9 protein-coding genes are annotated in these 18,133 nt (G+C 47.7%); 3 read left to right on the top strand and 6 right to left on the bottom strand.

All coding sequences use genetic code 11. The features are described from left to right. Window positions 1-72: 72 nt before the first annotated feature. Window positions 73-942, top strand: a complete 870-nt coding sequence (locus DW657_RS05760) for an aldose 1-epimerase family protein (protein ID WP_117661458.1) — start codon at window positions 73-75, stop codon at window positions 940-942. Further along, window positions 942-2,921 (top strand): OPT family oligopeptide transporter, encoded by a 1,980-nt coding sequence (locus DW657_RS05755; RefSeq protein ID WP_118311753.1) that lies wholly within the window; start codon window positions 942-944, stop codon window positions 2,919-2,921. The genes DW657_RS05760 and DW657_RS05755 overlap by 1 nt, the downstream gene beginning before the upstream one ends. 69 nt (window positions 2,922-2,990) lie before the next feature. Here DW657_RS05755 and DW657_RS05750 read toward each other — a convergent pair whose 3' ends face one another. The 4 genes from DW657_RS05750 to pepI all read right to left on the bottom strand — a co-directional run bounded on the left by DW657_RS05750 (window position 2,991) and on the right by pepI (window position 12,445). After that, window positions 2,991-6,986 (bottom strand): ATP-binding protein, encoded by a 3,996-nt coding sequence (locus DW657_RS05750; RefSeq protein WP_118311752.1) that lies wholly within the window; start codon window positions 6,984-6,986, stop codon window positions 2,991-2,993. A 98-nt stretch (window positions 6,987-7,084) separates the two neighbouring features. Then, entirely contained in the window at window positions 7,085-9,184 is a 2,100-nt protein-coding gene (locus DW657_RS05745) for a S9 family peptidase (protein WP_233546626.1), read from the bottom strand. A 105-nt stretch (window positions 9,185-9,289) separates the two neighbouring features. Next, window positions 9,290-10,618, bottom strand: a complete 1,329-nt coding sequence (locus tag DW657_RS05740; RefSeq protein WP_118311750.1) for a M64 family metallopeptidase — start codon at window positions 10,616-10,618, stop codon at window positions 9,290-9,292. Window positions 10,619-10,672: 54 nt separating this feature from the next. Further along, window positions 10,673-12,445, bottom strand: coding sequence for a proline iminopeptidase (gene pepI / locus DW657_RS18310; RefSeq protein ID WP_233546620.1), 1,773 nt, complete (start codon window positions 12,443-12,445; stop codon window positions 10,673-10,675). 225 nt (window positions 12,446-12,670) lie between these two features. On the opposite strand from pepI, the gene DW657_RS05730 reads away from it, so the two are divergent. Further along, window positions 12,671-13,531: an Rpn family recombination-promoting nuclease/putative transposase gene (locus DW657_RS05730; protein WP_118311749.1), complete on the top strand. Its 861-nt coding sequence runs from the start codon at window positions 12,671-12,673 to the stop codon at window positions 13,529-13,531. A gap of 96 nt (window positions 13,532-13,627) precedes the next feature. On the opposite strand, the gene DW657_RS05725 is transcribed toward DW657_RS05730, so the two are convergent. Together DW657_RS05725 and DW657_RS05720 are read right to left on the bottom strand one after the other, a co-directional pair. Next, complete coding sequence (locus DW657_RS05725; protein WP_147381892.1) at window positions 13,628-16,429, bottom strand: hypothetical protein; 2,802 nt, start codon at window positions 16,427-16,429, stop codon at window positions 13,628-13,630. A gap of 22 nt (window positions 16,430-16,451) precedes the next feature. Then, window positions 16,452-17,804 carry a DUF6055 domain-containing protein gene (locus DW657_RS05720; protein ID WP_118311747.1) on the bottom strand — a complete coding sequence of 451 codons (1,353 nt, stop codon included), beginning with the start codon at window positions 17,802-17,804 and terminating at the stop codon, window positions 16,452-16,454. Between the last annotated feature and the right edge of the window lie 329 nt (window positions 17,805-18,133).

Here is an 18,133-nt window from a genome sequence, read left to right as displayed (position 1 = left end):
AATCGTATCTTTGCAAAGATTATGTAGCAAAGCAGAAATCAATATGATACTAAACAATAAACATTTGTAACTATGGAACAAATTAAAAACGATCAGCTCACCGTTGAAATTTCAGCGCACGGAGCAGAACTCAAGAGCATCAAGGATGCTGATGGTAACGAATATCTCTGGGATGGCGACAAGGAATTCTGGGGCGGACAGTCTCCTCTCCTCTTCCCTATCGTAGGCGGATTGTGGAAGGGCGTTTACCGCATCGGCGACAAGGAATACTCCCTGCCACGTCACGGCTTTGGCAAACTCGTAGATTTCAAGCTCGTTGGCAAGACCGGCGACCGTCTTACCTTCGCCCTCATCGACAACGAGGAGACCTTCGAGAACTATCCATTCCACTTCAACCTCGCCGTTTCCTATCGCCTTGCCGGCAACGAACTCCACGTTATCTGGCACGTTGAGAATACCGACGACAAGGTAATCTACTTCCAGATTGGCGGTCACCCTGCATTCAAGGTACCAGGCTGCAAGAAGGGAGAGAAGCTGAAGGCATTCCTCAAGCTCGACAACGAGGCTCCTACCCGTCTCTTCGCTACCATCGGAGGCTGCATCGACCCTAACGCTCGCGAGACGGTCCAGACCGACAACGGTATCCTGGAGGTAACAGACGAATCATTCGCAGACGATGCCTACATCTTCGACAAGAGTCAGGTAAAGCAGATTTCCCTGCTCAACGAGAAGGGCGAGCCACACGTAACCGTAGAGTTCAAGACTCCAGCCGTAGGTGTCTGGAATCCAGGCAACCACGCTCCATTCGTCTGCATCGAACCTTGGTTCGGTACCTGCGACTGGGCTGAATACACCGGCGAGTTCAAGGATAAGTACATGATGAACAGCCTGCAGCCAGGTGCCAGCTTCATGAGTGAATACATCATCAGAATCGAAAAATAATGGAAGAAAAAGATAATTTGCAGCTCCCCGAGAACGCATTCCGCGAACTCAAGGACGGGGAGGAATACAAGCCGCTGATGTCGCCAGACAAGGTTTATCCTGAGGTAAACGGATGGTCGGTGACCTGGGGCATCGTGATGGCCGTCATCTTCTCTGCCGCCGCAGCCTATCTGGGCTTGAAGGTGGGTCAGGTGTTCGAGGCAGCCATCCCAATCGCCATCATCGCCGTGGGCGTAAGTACCGCCACCAAGCGAAGCAAGGCGCTGGGCGAGAACGTCATCATCCAGAGCATCGGAGCCTGCTCGGGTGCCGTAGTGGCAGGAGCCATCTTCACCCTGCCAGCCATCTACATCCTGCAGGCTAAATATCCCGAAATGACAACTTCGTTTATGAAGATATTCATGGCTTCTGCCCTGGGAGGCGTGTTGGGAATCCTGTTCCTCATTCCTTTCCGCAAGTACTTCGTAAGCGACATGCACGGTAAATATCCATTCCCTGAGGCAACAGCCACCACGCAGGTGCTGGTGAGCGGAGCCAAGGGAGGCGATCAGGCTAAGCCCCTGCTCATAGCCGGACTGGTGGGTGGTCTTTACGACTTCATCGTAGCCAGTCTGGGATGGTGGAACGAGAACTTCACTTCCCGTGTGGTAAGTCTGGGATGCGACCTTGCCGACAAGGCGAAGCTCGTGTTCAAGGTGAACACAGGTGCAGCCGTATTGGGATTGGGTTACATCATCGGATTGAAATACGCATTCTTCACCTGCCTGGGTTCGCTCGTGGTATGGTGGCTGATTGTGCCAGGCATGAGCGTCATCTTCCACGACAGCGTGCTCAGCGCCTGGGATCCCAGCATCGTGAAGACCGTGGGTGCGATGAGTCCGGAGGAAATCTTCCGTGCCTACGCACGCAGTATCGGTATCGGCGGTATCGCCATGGCAGGCATCATCGGCATCATCAAGAGCTGGGGCATCATCAAGAGCGCCGTAGGACTTGCCGCCAAGGAGCTGAAGGGCAAGAGCGATGTGGATGAGAACGTGAAGCGCACCCAGCGCGACATTTCTTTCAAGATTATCGCCATCGGTTCGCTCGTCACCATCCTCATCACCTTCCTCTTCTTCTGGTTTGGTGTGATGGATGGCAATCTGCTCTTCGCCGTCATCGCCATCCTGCTGGTGGCAGCCATCGCCTTCCTCTTCACCACCGTGGCAGCCAATGCCATCGCCATCGTGGGTTCCAACCCTGTATCAGGAATGACCCTGATGACGCTCATCTTCGCCTCTGTGGTGATGGTGGCAGTAGGCTTGCGAGGTCCTGGCGGAATGCTTGCCGCCCTGATTATGGGTGGTGTGGTTTGCACCGCACTCTCTGTGGCAGGTTCGTTCATTACCGACCTGAAGATTGGTTACTGGCTGGGTACTACGCCTAAGAAGCAGGAGGGATGGAAATTCCTCGGCACCCTGGTGAGTGCGGCTACCGTGGGCGGCGTAATGATGCTGCTCAACGAGACCTACGGATTTGCTTCCGGTTCTCTGGCTGCTCCTCAGGCGAATGCGATGGCTGCGGTCATCGACCCGCTGATGAATGGTGTGGGTGCACCTTGGGTTCTCTACGGCATCGGAGCCGTGATTGCCATCGTGCTCACTTACTTCAAGATTCCAGCCCTGGCTTTTGCCCTGGGTATGTTTATTCCGCTGGAACTGAACGTTCCGCTGCTGGTAGGTGGCGCCATCAACTGGTATGTTACTTCACGCAGCAAGGATGCCAAGGTGAATGCGGAGCGTGGCGAGAAGGGTACGCTCATCGCCAGCGGTTTCATCGCCGGTGGAGCCTTGATGGGTGTAGTCAGCGCCCTGCTGAAGTTTGGCGGCATAGAGGCCAGCATCGCAGAAAGCTGGTGGGTGAACCCAATGTCTGAGGTTTGCTCGCTCATCGCCTACATCTGCCTGATAGGTTTCTTTATCAGAGCCACCAAGAAATAATCTGATTAAAAAGAATAAAAACAAAAAGAGGGTGTGTCAAAAGTCCAAGACACACCCTCTTTTTCTTTTTTATCCCATTTCAGCAAATTCGGCAGGTTTCATGCCAAACTGCTTCTGGAAACATTTTGTGAAATAGCTAGGACTGCTGAAGCCCACCATGTAGCTCACTTCGCTGATGCGATAGTGCTTCTCACGCAGCAGGCGAGCAGCCTTCTTGAGTCTGATTACCTGAATCATCTCGTTAGGCGTAACATCAGCCAAACCGCGGATCTTGTTAAACAGCGAGCTTCGGCTCATTCCCAACTGGGCAGCCAGGAACGCCACGTTCATCTCCGGATTCGAGAGATTCTCCTCTATCACCTTCTCCATCTGTACCAGGAAATCATTATCAATCTTGGTTGGCGCAATCTCCTGGATAGGTTCCAGCGGCGTATGCGAGAACTTGCTCTTCAGCAGCCTGCGCATCTCTATCAGATGATTCACACTCGCCTCCAGATTCTTCATCGAGAATGGCTTTTCGATAAAGATGTCGGCTCCGCAGTTCATACCTTCTGCCTTGCTGGCATCATCGGTCTTTGCCGTGAGCATGATGAATGGCAGATGACTGGTCTTCGGATTCGTTCTTACATTACGGCAGAACTCAGGACCATCCATTTCCGGCATCATCCAGTCGCTCACTATCAGCGTTACATCACTTTTGTTCAGAATGCGCAGCGCCTGCTTGCCGTCTTCTGCCGTCAGCACCCGATAAGTCTTGGCGAAATGTGCCTGCACGAAGTTTCTCATGTCTTCGTCATCATCCACAATCAGCATCGTAGGACGATAACCCTTCTGGGCATCTTCCTCATTCTCTGCGGTTGATGCATCATCAGGATTTCCGTCTGCTTCCATCATCGTTTCATCCTCCTCAGAGATAGGATTCCTAGCCTCATCGCTCTCCTTCTCTACCACGGCATCTTCCTGGTTGACGGGCAGGGTGACGATAAAGGTGGCGCCCTTTCCTTCTTCCGATTTCACCTCAACCATTCCGTGATGAGCCTCCACCAGATTCTTCACGATGTTGAGTCCGATACCAGTTCCCGGCTTGTTATCGTGAGCCTGATAGAAGGCAGCAAAGATTTTATCCTGCTCATCAGGACTGATTCCCATACCATTATCCTCTACCGAGATGATGAAATGCTCGCCGTCTTCGGCAAGTCGGCACGAGAGATGCACGTAATCATGGGTGTACTTGGTGGCGTTGGTCATCAGATTACTGATTACCTTGGTAATCGCCTCGCTATCGATGATTGCCGAAAAATCGTCGGCAGGATAATCCACCTCCAATCGGGCTCCCTTCTGCTGCAGGGTTGGCTCGAACCGTTCTGCCACCGCATGCATCAGCTTGGAAATATTCTGCAATCGGAAATGAACCTGCAGTCCCTTCTGCTGCACCTTGTTGAAATCGAGCAACTGATTGACAAGCGTCAGGAGTCGCTGGGCGTTTCTGTCTATCACGTTCAGGGTCTGGTTCATCGCCTCGCCATCCTTCACACTCTCGCTGATTTTCTGCCATTGCTCCTTCAGGTTCTCCAGCGGTCCGATGATCAGCGTAACCGGGGTACGGATTTCATGGGCTATCATGGTGAAGAACTGCAGTCTGGCATCACGCATCTCCTGCTCCTGCTTCTCCTCTAATCGCTCAAGTTCCTCCTGATGGCGTTGTTTTTCTCTCTTCACCCTCGACTGGGTATAGAACCAGATGAGCCAGCCGATCATCAGCAGATACAGAATCTTGGCAGGCAACGACCACCAGAAAGGCGGATGCACCACAATCTTGAGCTTCGCTTCATTCTGCGACCACACGCCGTCGTTATTGGCAGCCTTCACTCGGAACGTATAGGTTCCGGCAGGCAGATTGGTGTAGGTGGCACGATGCTCGCTCGTGGTAACCCAGTCCTTGTCGAATCCCTCTAGCATGTAGGAATAGAGGTTCTTCTCCGGAGAAACATAACTCAAAGCTGCAAACGAGAGATTGATCATATTTTCATCATACGAGAGGTCCAGCTGCTCGATGTGGTTCAGCGACTCCGGCAATTTCTCGGATCCCACTTCCACGTGCTTGTTGAAAAGCTCAAGAGAAGTGATTGCCACCGGAGGCACCACGTGATTGATCTTTACCTGATAAGGATAGAAGGTATTGAATCCCTGCGTAGTGCCCAGATACACTCTGCCGTCTGAAGCCAGCAGGCGGGCATTCGGCATAAACTGGTCGCAGGTGAGTCCGTCATAACGGTTGAATAATAGCGTAGGTTCCCCCGGCACACACTTGATAAGTCCCTTGTCAGAAGAGAGCCACATCTCATCCTGATTGATGATGATGGAAGCAAAATCCTGACTAGGCGCATCGACGGCGATGCGGCGGAAGGAATCAGAGGATGGCTGATACTCGCACAATCCCATATTCGTAGCCACGAGAAGTCTGCCCTTGGAATCTTCCTGCACGCAGTTTACCTGATTGCTGCAGATAGAGGTGGAATCCTTCGCATCATTCAGATACTGCTTCCAGGTCTTGTTGCGTCGGTAGCACCAGAGTCCATTTCCCTGAGTAGCAAACCAGATGTTACCCTTCTTATCTTCCTTGATATCGATGGTAAGGCTGTTGAATGATTTCATTTTCTTGAAAATCTGCTTCTGCTCATCCAGCATACAGGCTCCGCTCATAGAAGTAGCCCAAAGCTGACGTTTGCTGTCTCTGAACAGGCAATAGCAGCTGCCGCTCAAGGTTTCGTCGGCTGAAGGAAAAGGCTTCAGCGCCCCGGAAGACAAGCTCATTCTGAAGATTCCGTTGCCATAAGTTCCTATCCAGAGATCATCCCCTTCTGCCAGTAATCCGTGCACATTATACCGTGCCACAGCCTGCTTGCCTGGGAAATCAACAAAGCTATCCGTTGCCGGATCAAAGCAATCTACTCCCGCATCATCGGTAGCTACCCAGATACGATGTCCGGCATCCTCGGCAAATCTTCCTACCACGTTACCTTTCTGTCCGCCAGTACCGGCAGAATGCATCTCGAATCGGTTTCTAATGGCAGGAGAAGGAATGTAACTTACTCCGCCATAGAAGGTTCCTATCCAAAGACCGCCCTCCTTATCCGAAGTGATGCCATACACGAATCGCTCGGCAGAACTGCGGCTCGGATTATCCACTTCTGAAACCATTCGCCAACTGCGTTTCTGGATATCGTATTCCACCATTCCATCATCGCTGCCGATCAGTACGTTGATATTCCGGTCGTTATAGAGCTTGTGGATGTGATGCACGGAATTGCTTACCGAGGCATTAATCAGCTGAATGGTGCTACCATCTGTATTCACCTGGAACAATCCATCGTTCCAGGTTCCCACCAGAATGCTTCCATCCGAATTGGCGAGCAAGGCTATTCCATAGAGCCTGGAGGCATCTCCCTTTAAAGGAACCATCTCAAAGCTGTCATTCGCCTTATTGAGTCGGACGAGTGATGAAGGAAGATGATTGCAGAGTGCCCATACCTGGTTGTTGACATCCACCAGGGTAGCCACTACTTCTCCCTTGCTTCCCTTAATCTGATAATTTCGACATTCATGGGTTATGAGATTGTATCTGAAGAGTCCCTGTCCCAGGGTAGAAACCCACACATTTCGATTGTCATCAACAGAGAAATAAGAGATGATGGAAGTAATCTTATCGCTTAATTTCTGAAACTGTTCGGTTTTAAAATTAAAGAGGAAGGCACCCTTGGAAGTTCCCACCAGCAGTCCTTCATCGCAGGCTTCCAGCGCACTCACATACTGGTCGAACTTCATCTGCGGGTTATAGAAATTCTGCACCTGATAGCCATCATACCGACAGAGGCCGTTATCGGTACCAAACCAGATGAATCCATTCTTATCCTGCACGATGCTTCTCACGGCATTGCTCGGCAATCCCGTGTTCATCGTGATGGTACGCACCAGCGGCTCCCTCACTATGTTTCTGCTCCAGGAAGAAGCAGGTGCCATCGCCATCAGGAAGACGGCTGCTAAGATTGTTATGATCTTTTTCATTGTTCTTGTCTTTTCGATTATTGGTGCAAAATTACAAAATTATATTCAAAAGAAAGAGTTCTTAGAAAAGAAAATGCCAAGAGATTAACCTATCATCATTATTTGCTGTTTACCTGATTCCATTTCGGCGGATTCACACCCAGCAGATTCTTCACGAAGAAGTCGTAGCGCTTGTGCTCGCCATAGAGTTCGCCCATGGTATGATGGGCTCCAGGAATCACCACGAGTTCAAAATCCTTGTTCGCCTTCTGCAGGGCATTCACCACCTGATAGGTGCTCGATGGATCTACGTTGTCGTCTATCTCGCCTACCACCAGCATCAGAGGGCGCTCCAGCTTATGGGCATTCTCCACGTTGCTGCACTCCACGTAGCTGGAATCAACAGGCCAGCTCATCCATTGCTCGTTCCACCAGATCTTATCCATCCGGTTGTCATGGCAGCCGCAGGCACTATAGGCAGCCTTGTAGAAATCGCCATGCAGCAATACGGCGGTAGTACTCTCTTGTCCACCAGCCGAACAGCCGTAGATAGCTACATTATCTGCATCCATATAAGGATACTTCTTGGCTGCTGCCTTGATCCAGAGTTCACGGTCTGGGAATCCGGCATCCTTCAGGTTCTTATAGCAAACCTCCTCAAACTTCTTGCCGCGATAGGAAGTGCCCATCGCATCGAGCTGGACTACGATGAAACCGAGTTCGGCAAGCGAAGTGGTGTACCAGTTGTATGGCATGAAACTCTTCGGAGTATAGGCATCGCCCGGACCCGCATAGATGTATTCGATGACCGGATATTTCTTATTAGGATCGAAATTGGTAGGGCGCTGGATGATGCCCCACATATCCGTCTTGCCATCTCTTCCCTTTGCCACAAACACTTCCGGAGCCACCCATCCATGCTTCTTCAGCGTAGCGATATCAGCCGTTTCCAGAGTCTTGACGAGCTTACCCGTCTGCGCATCCCGGAGCACGGTAACAGGAGCGGCATCCACCTTGGAATAGGTATCCAGAAGATAACGGTAATCATAGGTGTACTGGGCACTATGATTTCCCTCTTCAGGAGTGAGCGTCACCATATTCTTGCCATCCATACCTATCTTATAATAATGTACCAGGTATGGGTCCTCATTCTTGTTTACGCCACTAGCCGAGAAATAGATTTCTCTCTTCTCTTCATCTACACGCTGGATGCCGCGAACAAACCATTCGCCCTTGGTAATCTGTCGGATTACCTTCGACTTCTGCACATCGTAGAGATAGAGATGATTCCAGTTGTCGCGCTCGCTCATCCAGAGCAGTTGCTTGCCATCCTTGATAAACTGACGCCACAGACGACCATAGTTCACGAAAGTATTGGCACGCTCTTCTACCACGGTACGCAGTTTGCCGGTTTCAGCATTCATCGCCAGCATCTGATAGAGATGATGCCCACGCTGGTTGTACTCCATCGTCACCTCCTTGCTGTCTGGTGTCCATTGCATCCATTCCAGTTCATACTGGTTTTCTATCTGATGCCTGTCAGCCTCCACCTTCTTTCCGGTAGCCACATCGATGATGACAGGATAATGCTGTGGCAGGGCATCACCCGGCTTGGCATACTCCTGCTTGTGGAGAATAGGCTGCAGCTGGTCGGCAGGCGAAGATTCCACATAGTAAGCATAGCGCTTTTCTACCGGCACTCGCTTGCATACGAAGATGCGCTTGCCGTCTGGGCTCCATTGGATGCGGTTGCTGTAATAGCAGCCGATTGTACCATCCTGCGTAAGGATTCGCTTGGCCTCGGTATAAGGTTTTCCTGCCTTATGGAGCACCACGTTGTAACCTTCGATGTAGGCTTCCATCTTACCGTCTGGCGAAAGTACCGGATAAGCCTCTTTCTCCTCATCCACCTCCATCCAGTGGCGCTCGTGGCGTCTGCCAAACTGAGGCTTGTAGGCAGGGCGAGGCTTGATGCCCAGCGCCTTCTCCATCACTTCCTGCGAATCGTAAGTCTTCATCTCATCCTTGTCGGCATCATAGGAAACGAACTTCCTGCCCTGAGGAGTAGAAATCTGATAATGCAGTACGTGGGTGGAGTCGCACCAAGCTGATGAGCGTGCCCAATGGAACACGGAATCGGCAGAAAACTGATGACGTAGCGCATAGGCTCTGTTGTAATCTTCTAATGTGCCCTGTGCTGAAGCTGTAGCTGCCGGCATCGCCAGAACTGCGCTCAACAGCGAAAGAGCTAAAATCTGATTCTTCATTATGCTTGATATTTTACTTGTTGACTTCTTAAGTATTTTTCTCCAGTTAGGAAAATATTATTTCCCAGTATAGAAATCTGTGATGCGTCGGATGGCACGCTGGCAAACCGGACAGAAATCATCCACTTCGTTGATTCGCATACGGCAAACCTGCGCCGGACGGTAACATCCCTTGCTCTGGTTGCCCGCACCCTCGAACACACCAATCTTGAAGACGGCTTCGTTGAGTTTCTTCTGCTCCTTCTCATTTCTGACATTCTTATGATCCGGAAGTTTGGCAAGCGGCGTAGGAATCTTCACACCCTTCGGCATCATATCCGCCCACTTGCTCTGGAAATCCTTCAGCGTGGTGAGGTTAGGCTCCCAAGGCTCGGTATCATCAGGATACATCGGGTCGTACTCATCGGTACTGTACTCATCACCCAAGCCCGCATAGCCATGACCGAACTCATGTACCAGCACCTTCTTGAACGTAGGATGATCAGAGGTAGAAAGCGTAACCTGGTTGTAGATGCCGCCGCCACCATACGTAGGAGAATTCACCAATACGATGATCTGCTCGAAAGGCACATTACTCAAGGCATCATAGATGCGATGAATCTTGCTCGTGGTGAGATAACGGTTCGAATAAAAAGTATCGTAATGAGAGCAAGCCATCGTGTTCTTCCATTTCCCTTCGTGCGGAATACTTGGTCCCTCATCGAGCGATGGAGCTGCAACTGCCACCACGTTTAATCTCGACTTGAGTGAAGCGAATGGTTCGCGCTCGAAGATGGCATCGGCAGCCCGCTGCGCATCCTGATAGAACTTATCCATCTGGTCCTGGCGATAACCCTCGGCGATGATGGCGAGGTCCACACAGTCGGCAGCCTCTCCGCTCTTCACGATGTAGCGGTAAGGGATGCCATTCTCGCCCAATGGTCGGATGAGGATATCCTGGGGATTGATGGTATGGCGCAGTTCTGCGGTCACCTTCTGATGCGTATCGCTCAGGGTGATACTTACATCCACCGGCTTCTTCGGGAAAGGCACGAGGAAACTGCTCTCGAATGATTTCTGCAGATGCTTCGCCTCCTGTGTGAGCTGCCACTCCTGGAAGAGTGTAGAGAAGGTGTTTACATAGAGCACCTTGTTGGTGCCATATTCATACACGGTTACCTGTCCGTTTCCGTTCAGGAATTTCTCATCCAGTCTTGTCTTTCTTCCCGCCCAGGTAGGGTTGCTGTAAGCTTGTTCGAAATAGATAGCCTGGTTCACGCTATCGCCCGCCACGATATAATCCAGTCGCAGCGTCTTATCTTCGAAGTTGTCTTCGAACTTCTGTGCCTGCATCGGCATCGCCATCATCAAGGCGAGCGATGCAATCCATAATCCTTTATTCTTCATATTATATTTTTACAAAATTCCATTACAAAAAGAGATGCGCCATTACGTAAGCCTTTACAAATGTGTCATCAACCATTCTGCCAAAACCTTGCAGTAATGATTATGATCTTCTACGAAAGGCATGTGGCGGCTTCCCACAAAGAGTTCCCATTTACTGTTAGGCAAAGCATCATGCATGGCCTTGGCGATGGCAGGAGTACAAAGATCTTCACTACCACTAATTACCAAGGTAGGGATGTCGATGCTCTTCATCTTCTCCAAATACTCAAAATCCTTCAAGTCGCCAGTAGCATTTAGCTCATTAGGTCCCCAACCATAAATATACGACAAGGTACCAGCCTTTTTCTCTCTTCTCAGGCATTCAGGCGAGTCGGCAGTAACAGGTGCAGCACAATGTTGCTCCATATAGTGAGCAATTGCACTTTTGTATGCCTTACTGTCAAAATCCCCCGTAGCCTCAGCCTTGGCTATGGCTTTTTGCTCTTTTTCCGGTAAGTATTTTACCAAGCGATGTTGCTCCTTTACCCACATCGAAGCCGATGGATTGGTACTGGAGAGAATGAGTGAGCGAATCCCATCGGGATGACGTTCATAGACGTACGCCAAAGCCAACATACCTCCCCACGACTGTCCCAAGAGATGTATTTGGTCAAGATGTAAGTATTTACGGAGCGCATCTAGCTCATCCACCCACGTCTCAGTCTTCCAAAGTTCCGGATGACCTTCTACATACGATTTTCCACAGCCCAACTGGTCGTACATAATGACCTGATGGCCAGTCTCGGCAATTTGATCCAGCACCTCGAAATAGTTGTGGGTACTGCCTGGTCCACCATGCAGCAAGATGATAGGTGCCTTACCTTCCTGGCGTTCGCCCACAATTCGATAATAAACCTGATGTCCTCGGAAAGGCATGTATCCCTCCTCTACTTTCTGCTTTTGCCTGGTGAATGCAAAGTTCTTGGCACGCAACAAGTCTGTATAATCGCAAGTATAAATGTTTTGCTTCTTGTGCTTGCTTATCTGTAATTGAGTAGCAGGGAAATACTGTGCCAACAGATGATACATATCAGGATCCATCGCCTGCAATTCCTCACGGGTGTTAATCCAGTTATGCTTGCCGTCAGCACGTTGTACCTCTGCATTTACATTAAACCAGTCTTGTACAGCCTCGGCAAAATATTCCATCCCATTGTCCAATCGATAAGTATTGGCATAAATGCCACGAGCTTTCGCCTTGGCAAGAAGCGAGTCTAGCTTTTCATTGATGGTAGGATCCACCTGATAGATACCTATCAAATGAATGGAATGTGCAAACTCATGGATGAGGATATCCTCGGCATGATACTTATCTATTTGGTAAGCAAGGATGTTCTCTTCCGCACAGGTTGTGACAGGTACTTCCATCGTACCTTCCATTCCTCGAGCCCGCACATCCATATTCACCGTAGTGTCATTGATCATGAAATGATGTTCTGGGATGTCGGTCTCGCCCTCATATCTAGCCATAATAGCCACACGAGTTCCATGCTTTTTCATCGCTTCCAACACCTCTGGTTTTAACATACTCGTCATAGCATAGAGTGTATGATGCGCAGCCACTATACATGAGTCTGGCACTCGCCATGACGTTACGATCGGAATGCCATTCACATCCACGTATTTCTTATAAAATTTATCTAAATGCATAGATTTGGGTGGTGCCGTTATCTTGCATTCCGGGATGCGTAGCTCTGCATCCCCCGCATACTCTTTGAGTTGTTGTGCCTGCATCGGCATCGCCATCATCAAGGCGAGAGATGTCGATAATAAAGTCTTATTCTTCATTTCGATTGTCATTTTATGTTATTTATATTTCGCCACAAAAGTACTGATAATCTAGCTAAAACGGTCGCAATATCGTCTAAAATGATACAAATATCGTATTTTCCCAAAGAACATCTTAAAGATTCGTCAAAAATCACATCAGAATGATAGATTTGTGCAAAAAAACTTGGGAGATATTATAAAAAGTCGTATCTTTGCCAAAAGAATCTATAAAAAGAACAGATTATGAGATTATCAGAAGAACGATATATCAGCTTACTTACCGACTTTGGTTTCAAACGTATCTTTGGAACAAAGCCAAATAAAGACTTGCTCATCAACTTTCTAAATTCACTTTTTGATGGAGAGCAAGTCATTAAGGATGTCCGCTACCTCAATAGCGAGCACGTTGGTGATGTTTTCGCTGAGCGCAAAGCTATCTTTGACGTGTATTGTGAAAATGAGAAAGGAGAAAAGTTCATTGTTGAGATGCAGAACGCTTTTCAGAAATATTTCAAAGACCGTTCTCTCTTCTACTCTACATTTCCTATCAGAGAGCAAGCACCAAAAGGACAGGATTGGAATTTCAAGCTAGCCCATGTTTACACGGTAGCGTTGCTCAATTTTGATTTTAAGGAAGAAGCTTTCGACCAAAAAGAAATCAACCACGATGTTGGCCTGCTAGACAAAAAGACATTCAAGGTCTTTAACGACAAGCTTTCTTTCAAGTATATTGAGATTGCAAAGTTCAACAAAAGCGAGACAGAGCTAGAAACGCTGTATGACAAATGGCTCTATGTACTCAAGAATTTACCCAAGCTTGACAAACGACCGAAAGCTTTAAAAGAAAGAATTTTCACGAAGTTGTTTGAAGAAGCAGAAATCGCAAAATTCAGTCAACAAGAGCTACGAGAATATGAAGACAGCCTCAAGGCTTACCGAGATATAAAAAATTCGATCGATACAGCGAAGGAAGAAGGCAGAGAAGAAGGTATTGCCAAAGAAAAGTTGGCCACCGCAAAGCGTCTTCTCGGCATGGGGCTCACACAAGAGCAAGTTGCCCAAGGAGCAGGACTTTCAATAGAAGATATAGAGAGACTTATTTAAACAACAATAATACAGAAAACCATCCGATAGCATTAGTTATATCGGATGGTTTTCTGTATTATTATCAAACCTCATAATTAAAAGCATAAAAGATGCCTATTCCGCATTTTTTGCCTTCTTATGAAGCTTGAACGCCAACGAGAACATCACGTAACGAGGGATGGTATTATACCAAGTTTCGGTTCTGCCCTGAGCATTGACGGTATAAACCTTGTTGGTCAACTGGTGCAACAAGTCGTAAGCTTGAAGCTTGGCTGTAACATTTCCCTTGCAGAAGGTACGAGTCAACATGGCGTTCCATACCAAATCGTCGGTGTTCATCTCGTTACTGTTATAACCTTTTCGGGTAAACATAGTGAGGTCTGTCTGAATACCCACTTTCATCCAAGGGATGGTATATTGCAGTTCCGCGCCATATTGGAAATCACAGGCTTTGATGTCTTCAAAAATTTCCAGGTTACTACAACTGTACTTTCCCTCATACTTTCCCTTCACCTTCCATAGGAAATCCTTGAGCTGATAGGTCAGGCTTGCGCCTACTGATGGACTCCAGGTATTCACCTTACTCAGTTCTGCTCCCTTGTTATCGTAGTCGATGTCGAAATCCACGCTGCGCACATAACCCAGTTTTGCATCTGCCGAGAAACGGAAGCGATGCTGCTTGTCTATGGAACGTGAAAAGCCTGCAGCCAATTTGGCATCCCAGTTGCCGTTCACGTTGTCATTCCTATAGGTAAAAGCACCCGTCTTTGTATTATAAGAGGTGCGCGTACCCCATGAGTTCCTCACCAAATTAGCCTCCATAGCCACCCATCTGCTCAAGTCGGTAGAATCAGAACTCCAACTCATATAAGCTCCCAGATGATGGCGAATCAGCATCTTAAGGTCTGGATTATTGATACGAACAGCCAGCGGATTGGTATCATCGCCGTATGGCATCAGATCGGCAAAGTCAGGCTGTTTCATACTGAGACTATAATCTATCTGCTTAGAATTCTTGCCCCAGTTCGTATAAAAAAGCTGGGGCTGAAAAAGAAACTTTCTTCTCTTCGCCACCGTGTCCATATCCAGTCTCATATAGTGATACTGTTCTTGTTGCCACTCTAGAGGTAAGACAATTAGCAAGAATCCCTCATCACCTTGTCTGATTAACTGGAGTTCACTTTTGCAACTTTTTTTCCACAAATCTGAACTATAGGTATTGTCAGCATCCTGCGCCTTCATCCATTGGTCGGTAGTAGAAGGCAATATGCCTAACTCATCAAATCCCCCCTCATCCAAACGATCCAGACGATAGTTGGAATGATGGCGATTCTCATATTTCTGCATGAATGATAGGGGGATATTGATAACCCAACCATGAGATAAACTCAATTCATACCTCACTCCAAAACTATAATCATAGGAATGCTTGTGCTGGTCGCTATAGAGATTACGGACATCATCAACACCTTCAACTGCATAATTCATCTTATTGAGCGAATAGGTATCATTTGGCTTATTATGAGAAACGTCTATGCTTGAAGTAAAACTAATAGCATCACCCCACGAAAAGCGTTTTTTAAGGTCAAGCCTCGTACCCGCATAAAGATAATCAGCCTTAACGAGACCTTGGTTCAAACTTTCATTAATCAGTTGGTCACGATAAGTAGAAGTTTCAGTCGAAGATAGGGTCTTGGCATGGTCATAGCTCACATAGGAATTAGTATAGAGTGCAAACTTATCTGTAGAATGCTGGAATTCATCTTCCAGTCGCCAGCTGAAGTATTTATTCTTTTCCTTGGTAAACCCTTGTTTTGAGATATTGCCATCCTTGGCAAATACCTCCCCCTGACTTTCACTCTCTATCTTCTCTTCATTCCATTTTACTGTTGTTTGAAAATCGTTGTCGATGGTTTTCTCCTTATTACCGGAACGGACAGAAAGTCCTACCTCACGATTGGTCTTCACACCTTCCGAGAAACGAGAAGGAAGCCAATCGCCATTTTTCCTTGGAGTACCATCCTCATTCAGATTGTTGGTATTGGCATAGAGCATCGCATCATGCTTTTCTCCCATCAAGAGTCCGAAAGTACGTGCCGACCAACGGTCTTGGGTTCCACCACCAGCTTCCACGGTAGCTAATGCATTCTGTATATATTCACGTTTCAGGCTCAGATCCATCACATAGTCCCTGCCCTCACCTTTACTTATCTGCTCAGCCAAAGTGCGCTTCTTGTTAAACACCTTGATATCCTTCACCGTATAATAAGGCAGGTTTTCGAGCATCACCTGATTGTTGCCCTTGAAGAGTTTCTTGCCATTCAAGGTAAGAAAATCCACTTTCTTTCCATTCACGAAAATCTCTCCACCTTCCTTGAGTTCTACACCTGGCAACTGCTTGATGAGGGCATCCAGCATGGAACCTTCAGGCATGGCAAAGGCTGTCGCATCATATACAATCGTATCGCCACGATGCACCACCTGAATCTTGGTGGCTTTAACAACCACCTCATCCAGCTGCGCCTCGTAGTTCTGATTATCTCTCTTCATCAATATCTTAGGCAAGGCATTATTATATTTTCTGCCCTTAGGCTCAAAAGTATAGTTGATGGATGTATCGAAATAACCTGGATAAGTTGCTTTGAGGATATAATCCCGGCGAACCTTCTCCACAGGGAACTTAAAGAAGCTATCTTTATTATAAACTTCTGCCGACAAGGTATCTACAATAGTAGAATCCTTCAACATCAGAAATACCTTTGCACCTAATGGCATACGAGTAAAAGAGTCGTAAGTTCCACCATACAAGGCATAAAGCTTCTTGACTTTTTTTACCTCCCGGTTGGCTGTCTTTTCCTGTGCCAGCACAGAAAAACAAGAAAGCAACAACAAGAGGCTTATCATAAGTTGTTTCATAAACGGAAATATTAAGTTGTTCTTACTTCACTCTTACCTCATAAGGGAAACGGCGGGAAGAAGGATCGAGCGAATGATTCGCAGGAGCACCCATCACCACCAGATAGAGCGCCTTGAGAGGCTGGGACTTTGGAGCCACAAGCGAAACCTTTCCACTCATCGCTTCGCCCATCGGGCTGTAGATGCATTCATCGGTATCGTCAGTTACTCCCACCAAACCATAACGGTAACCGATGGTTCGTGCCATCTTGTCCTTAGATGCCTTGAACACCTTACCCTCGGCATCGAGGGCTCTAAAATCTACTATAACCTTCTTGCCAGCCTTCGGGATTTCCAACTTAATGGCATTGAAACCATAGTTCTCAGGAACCGAAGCTGTATCCGGACGAAGATAACCATTCTTCTGCTTCAGCATCCTGGTATCAAAGGTGCAGGCATAAGGTCGGGTCTCCTTACGGGCATAATCGAAATCGAAGTTCACGAGATGGCGGTAGCAGTCGAACATCTCATTATTAAACTGCTTCTGACTCATCTTATACTTCCGCTTGTAGGTAACAACCGGGTCCTCTCCTACTTTTCCTTCCCGATAGAGTTGGGCAATGCTTTCCAAACCATGCTTCTCAGCCCACCACTCTATCACGTATGGCGAATGATAGATGTTGTCCAGATGCAGATAACCCTTATGGGTAAGCTGTCTGAAGGCATCAAAATGATACTTCTCATCTGTTATCCAGTCGGGATTCACTCTCCAGAGCATCCATTGGGATGTCATCTCGAAGAAGCCACTTCCTCCCCAGGCTTCGCCCGTTTTGTCTGCCATAATCTGAAGTTGGAAACTGTGTCCCAACTCATGAGCCAGACAGTTGAGTTTTTGATCTTGAATACGGTTAGGTGTTACCCAGAGCGCTCCGATAAAGTCATCGTAAGTTCCGCCGTAAGCGGTTCCTTCCAGCGAATAGTTCACCATCACCATCATCTTATACTTGTCGCAGATGCTGCCCGGCAGAGAGAACTTCAGGGTGTCACGGAAGAAACGATAGAACCGTTCTACCTGAGTCTGCAGATTACCCAGGTCGAATTTCATGGGCTTACCTTCGAGCGAAGGAGGATTCTGCGGATTATCTCCGAATGGCTTTTCCCAGAAATACACGATATTCTGGGTCTGTGCACTATGTCGCCAGCACCATCTCTCATCATCCTTATTGAAATCATAGGGTTTCAGGGAGTCCGGTACGAAGATGAGTTTCTGTGGTGCAGAAACAGGATTTACGGGTCTGGTGGCAGGAGCCTCAGATGGATCCTGCTGCGCCAGGGCTGCAGTAGCCCAAGGCAAGGTTGCCGCTGTAAGTATCAGCGATAAGAAGATTCGTTTCATTTCGGTTATGATTTTTGCGTTATTTATATTTTTGCGTTATTTATTATTTTCGTTATTGATATTACGGCACAAAAGTACTGATAATCTAGCAAAAACGCTCGCAATATCGTCTAAATTGATATAAATATCGTATTCCTGCATCATTTTGATGTATAATATGATGAGATAAGATTATTGCTTGGTTTTCTTAAGCGGGTGCAAAGGTACTACTTTTTTGAATCCACCAAATTTTATAGGGATAAATTTGCAGAAAATATTTAAGGTTGATAATAAATCTCCTTTCACAGAATGTGGATTATGTTGAAAATAAGAGAGTTAAGTGTGAAAGG

The sequence above is a fragment of the Prevotella sp. AM23-5 genome (assembly GCF_003473645.1).
Taxonomy (GTDB): domain Bacteria; phylum Bacteroidota; class Bacteroidia; order Bacteroidales; family Bacteroidaceae; genus Prevotella; species Prevotella copri_A.
The sequence above is the reverse complement of the archived record's forward strand: the minus strand, read 5'-3'. Positions and strand labels throughout refer to the sequence as shown.